This is a genomic window from Microbacterium sp. Leaf351 (genome assembly GCF_001423825.1).
In the GTDB taxonomy this organism is placed as follows: Bacteria; Actinomycetota; Actinomycetes; order Actinomycetales; family Microbacteriaceae; genus Microbacterium; species Microbacterium ginsengisoli.
In genome coordinates this window covers 149,166-153,266 of sequence record NZ_LMPK01000015.1, presented here as the reverse complement: position 1 = coordinate 153,266, position 4,101 = coordinate 149,166, and the positions used below count along the sequence as shown (strand labels likewise).

The 4,101-nt window shown below is 70.2% G+C and carries 3 protein-coding genes; all 3 read right to left on the bottom strand.

Annotated features, from left to right (window positions below; translation table 11 throughout):
- Nucleotides 1-99: 99 nt before the first annotated feature.
- The 3 genes from ASG00_RS06400 to ASG00_RS06390 all read right to left on the bottom strand — a co-directional run bounded on the left by ASG00_RS06400 (nt 100) and on the right by ASG00_RS06390 (nt 3,910).
- On the bottom strand, nt 100-1,098 hold the full coding sequence (locus ASG00_RS06400; RefSeq protein ID WP_056207666.1) for a helix-turn-helix domain-containing protein: 999 nt from the start codon (nt 1,096-1,098) through the stop codon (nt 100-102).
- A 134-nt stretch (nt 1,099-1,232) separates the two neighbouring features.
- Nucleotides 1,233-1,850 carry a TetR/AcrR family transcriptional regulator gene (locus tag ASG00_RS06395; RefSeq protein WP_056207664.1) on the bottom strand — a complete coding sequence of 206 codons (618 nt, stop codon included), beginning with the start codon at nt 1,848-1,850 and terminating at the stop codon, nt 1,233-1,235.
- A 53-nt stretch (nt 1,851-1,903) separates the two neighbouring features.
- Nucleotides 1,904-3,910: a primary-amine oxidase gene (locus ASG00_RS06390; RefSeq protein ID WP_056207661.1), complete on the bottom strand. Its 2,007-nt coding sequence runs from the start codon at nt 3,908-3,910 to the stop codon at nt 1,904-1,906.
- Between the last annotated feature and the right edge of the window lie 191 nt (nt 3,911-4,101).

Sequence of the window (4,101 nt, the reverse complement as noted above, 5' to 3'; positions counted from 1 at the left end):
GCACCTCGGTGAGGAGACGGTCGGGGTCTGATCTGCCGGGCTGGATCGGACCTGAGAGGGCGGGTGACGGACGCGTCATCCGCCCCTCTCGTCGTGCGCTCAGGCCGCGAGGGCGCCGTGGCGGTAGTCGCTCGGGGCCGTGCCGAAGGCCGCCTTGAACGTGCGGCTGAAGTGTGCGGCATCCGCAAAGCCCCATCGGGCTCCGATCGCGGCGACGGCGATGTCGCTCGACAGCGGGTCGCGCAGGTCGCGGCGGCAGCGTTCGAGCCGTCGGGCGCGGATGACCGCCGAGACCGTGCTGCCCGAATCCTGGAACAGGCCGTGCAGGTGGCGGGTCGAGATGTAGTGCGCGGCGGCGATCCGAGCGGGCCCGAGGTCGCCGGCCTGCAAGTGTTCGTCGATGTAGTCGTTGATACGCCCGAACAGGACCCGGTGCGGATCGATGCCGCGGTCGAGGCCGAGTGCGCGGGTGCAGGCGGTCGAGAGGAGATCGAGGGCGCTGTGGGCGAGCCGGGCGCCGCATGAGCCGGCGTACTCGTCGAGGTGGGTGCCGAGCTGTGTGAGGAAAGGTGCGACGAAGGGGCCGATCCCCTGGTCGCCGCCGATGCGCAGGGCGCGCAGCTCAGTCAGGGCGTATCCCGGCAGTGCGAGGGCATCGTGACCGAACATCGTGACGATCGTGCGGAACTCTCCGTCGAACGCGAGCGTGTACGGGCGACTGGTGTCGTAGATCGCGAAGTCGCCGGGGCGCAGCAGCTCCTCGCGCCCTTCCTGGATGAGCAGGCCCGTGCCCTCGACCATCAGGCTCACCTTGAAGGCGGCGAGGGGAGAGCGGGCGATGAGCTCGGGGGTGCGCTCCACGACGTGCGCGCCGGCGCGGATGTCGGTCACATGCACCGCATCGGCCGACGCCGAGCGGATGGTGCCGTGGAACGCGCGGTCGTCGCGGCTCGTGACCCGCAGCGGCACGAACGAGTCGCTGACGGCGACACGGAACGTGTTCAGGTCAGGGGCGTCGATCACCTCGACGGTCGGGCGGGGGGCGTCGTTCGCCACGGGAGACCTCCTTGTATCCCTCGGCCAGGGTCTCTGCGTCATTTTTATCCGACGCTTGTAGAACCATGATTTCCTCGATGTTACAACGTGATGTCCGGAATCGGGAGGGGTGCCGGGCATGCGGAGTCCTGGAAACGACGGATGCCGCGCCCGGCCGCGCGACGGATGGCGAGAGCTCAGTGCGCGGTCGTCGCCGAGCGCGGGGCGGCGAGGCCCAGCAGCGCGTCGGCCATCGCGAGAAGTCGCTCGGCCGCGCCGGTCTCGGGAACGAGGATCGCGACCGACTGGAGCCCGGTGATCGCGCTGATGAGCACGTCGGCGAGGGCGTCCGGATCGGCATCGTCGGCGAGCTCGCCGTCAGCCTGGGCCTCGATCAGCATGCCGCGGAAGAGTCCGCGCCACTCGCGCATCATGTCTTGGAACTCCACCGACAGCCCGTCATCCACGGCCGCGTATTCGAGGAAGGGGATGACGATGCGCGCCTCGAGTCGACGCTCGTCGTCGAGCGGCAGCGTCTCGAGCAGGAACAGACGCAGCCGCGCGAGTCCGCGCGACGGCGCGGCGGCCGCGGCCGCCTCGAACCGCCGATTGGTGGCGGCGAACACATGCCGGAACGCACCGACGAGGATCGCCTTCTTGTCGGGGAAGTAGTGGGTCACGCTGCCGTTTGCGAGGCCCATCTCGCGGGCGAGTTCACGCATCGTTGTCGCCTCGATGCCGCGCTCCGCGATGAGCCGCCAGGTCGCCTGGATGATCTCCGCTCGGCGCGCGTCGTGGTCGACCCGTTTCGGCACCGGATCCCCCCGTCGTGGCGTGTGCGTCCTCTCACCCTAGGCCGCGCCACGGGTCAGTGTGCGCAGGTGCATGCCCCGCCGGTGCAGCACGCGCCACCGCCGTGGGAGCGCGGTGCCTCAGGGACATCCAGTGCCGGATTCACATCGGAGAACCCGTACGGCTTGAACCAGAACCCCGCGTAGTCGACCGGCATGATCGGCCAGTCCTCGGGGCGGGGCACGTGGGTGAGGCCGAACGTGTGCCAGAGCACCAGCTCGGCGTCGTCGATCGAGCGGTCGTCGGCCGTGTAGGCGGGGAGCCCTGCGCCGCCCGCGTGGGCGTTCGGGTACCGGCCTGCGGGCCAACGTTCGTCGCGGTCGTAGGCCGTGCCCCAGAGGTGCTTCGTGGCGAACGCGGCGCGGGCCGCGACCGACGAGGCGGGGTCCGCGAGCAGCAAGGCCGTCGGCTCGGGCAGCAGATGGTAGGCGGTGGGCCGGCCGACATAGTTTGTCCGGCTGGTGCTGCGCACCTCCCACACGCGCGCGACGGATGTGTCGGCCTCGCGCTGCGCGCTCTGCTCGGTGAGCAGGGGTGTCTCGGTCCAGGTGAACGCATTGCCGAACGGGTTGTCGGGGCCCATGGGCACGCGGGCCGCGTCGATCTCGACGAGCCGGTTCCGTGCACCGTCGATCGCCGGCTCGAGGCGCGCGCAGAACAGGTGCTGGTGCACCGGGGCGAACACGCCCGGCGCGATCTCGGGCGCGTGCGGGTTCGCGGTGCCGGGGATTCCTGCGCCGACGAAGACGATGCCGGTGGCCTTCGCCTCGACCTGGATCGAGCCGTCGAGGTAGAAGTACCAGAAGAAGCCGTAGTCGTAGTTGCCGATGGTCGCGAAGTACGAGACGACGAGGCGCCGCGAACGGCGCACCTGCGAGCCGATGGGTCCCGGTTCGGTGTGCTTCCAGAGGATGCCGTAGTCCTCCTCGTGCATGCAGATCGCCTGTGGGATGCGCACCGGGTGGCCGTGATCGTCTGCCACGACGCCGTCGAAGTAGTGGATCACGCCCAGGCAGTCGCAGCCGAGCTCGAGCGCGTTCGCGTTCTTGCCGAGAAGGTACTCGCCGGCGTCGAAGTAGCTGATCCAGAACTTCGTGTTGACGGTGTCGCCGTACGGGACGACCATCTCGGGCACGCTCGCGCGGCGCAGCACCGAGCGTCCGTCGAACGAGATGTCGTGCAGGACCAGGCCCTCGCGGGCGTTGAAGTCGACGCGCAGCCGCCACTTCTCCCAGTCGACCGCCGATCCGTCGACGGTGAAGCTCGGGCCTTCGGGCTGGGTGATCTCGATCGGCTTGAGAGAGGTGCGCGCAGGTCCGACGACATCGGGCGTGTACCGACCGTCACCTGCGGGCACGGGGATGTCGCCCACATCCTCGATGTCGATGACTGCCCCGGTCACGAGGTCGACGTGCACGATCAGACCCTCGACGGGGTGGGCCCACGCGTTGTCGTCCGGAGAGTGGCGCAGGAACGTGAGCGAGCGGATGACGCGGCGCCCGACCTCGTTCTCGCGCCCGACGAAACCCGGCGCGAGCGGCGAGCAGAACGCGAGGTCGATGTGCTCGGCGAGACCGCGCCGGGTCATGGCGGCCCGCCACTCGGCGGACGCCTTCACGATCTGCTCGGCGCGCTCGTAGTCCTCGAACAGGTATTGGGGCTGACCGTAGGGGTGCGACGCCGTGTCGATCGGGGTGACGGCGTCGACGGTGCCGCGGGTGATCGACACGATCGCCTCGGTGACGGCGCCGGTCGCCGTATCGAGCAGGGTCACATCGACGCGCCGGTCGAGGGTGCCGTCGGAGACGAATCGGCTCAGGTCGTCGGCGCTGGGCTCGTCGGGCAGCAGCATCGGCACGCGCACGCTGCTCCCGAGCAGACCCGCCTCCACGAGAACCGCGCGGGCGGCGGCGATCTCATCGGCCGAGAGCGGGTCGCGCGGGTGGGTTGCGGTGTGGGGCTGGTGCGCACGAGGAGCGTGCTCGTGCGGGGCGTGGGTGTGCGGGGCGGATGCGTGCGACATGCGGACTCCTCGGTCGATCATGTCCAGTGTCGATCGGGCGGTGCGTCGCCGCTTGCCCGGGAGCGCACGACACGTGACGCCGGGCGTCGCGTCAGTCGGCGATGTGCACGCCGTGCGCCGCGGCGAAGGCGGCGGCGTGCTGCTCGACCTGACGGGTCGAGAGGGTCGACCCGCGCAGGGCCCGCGGGTCG

Coding starts and splice junctions, on each gene's coding strand:
- ASG00_RS06400 (WP_056207666.1), bottom strand. CDS start 1,098: ATGACGCAGAGACCCTGGCCGAGGGATACAAGGAGGTCTCCCGTGGCG.
- ASG00_RS06390 (WP_056207661.1), bottom strand. CDS start 3,910: ATGTCGCACGCATCCGCCCCGCACACCCACGCCCCGCACGAGCACGCT.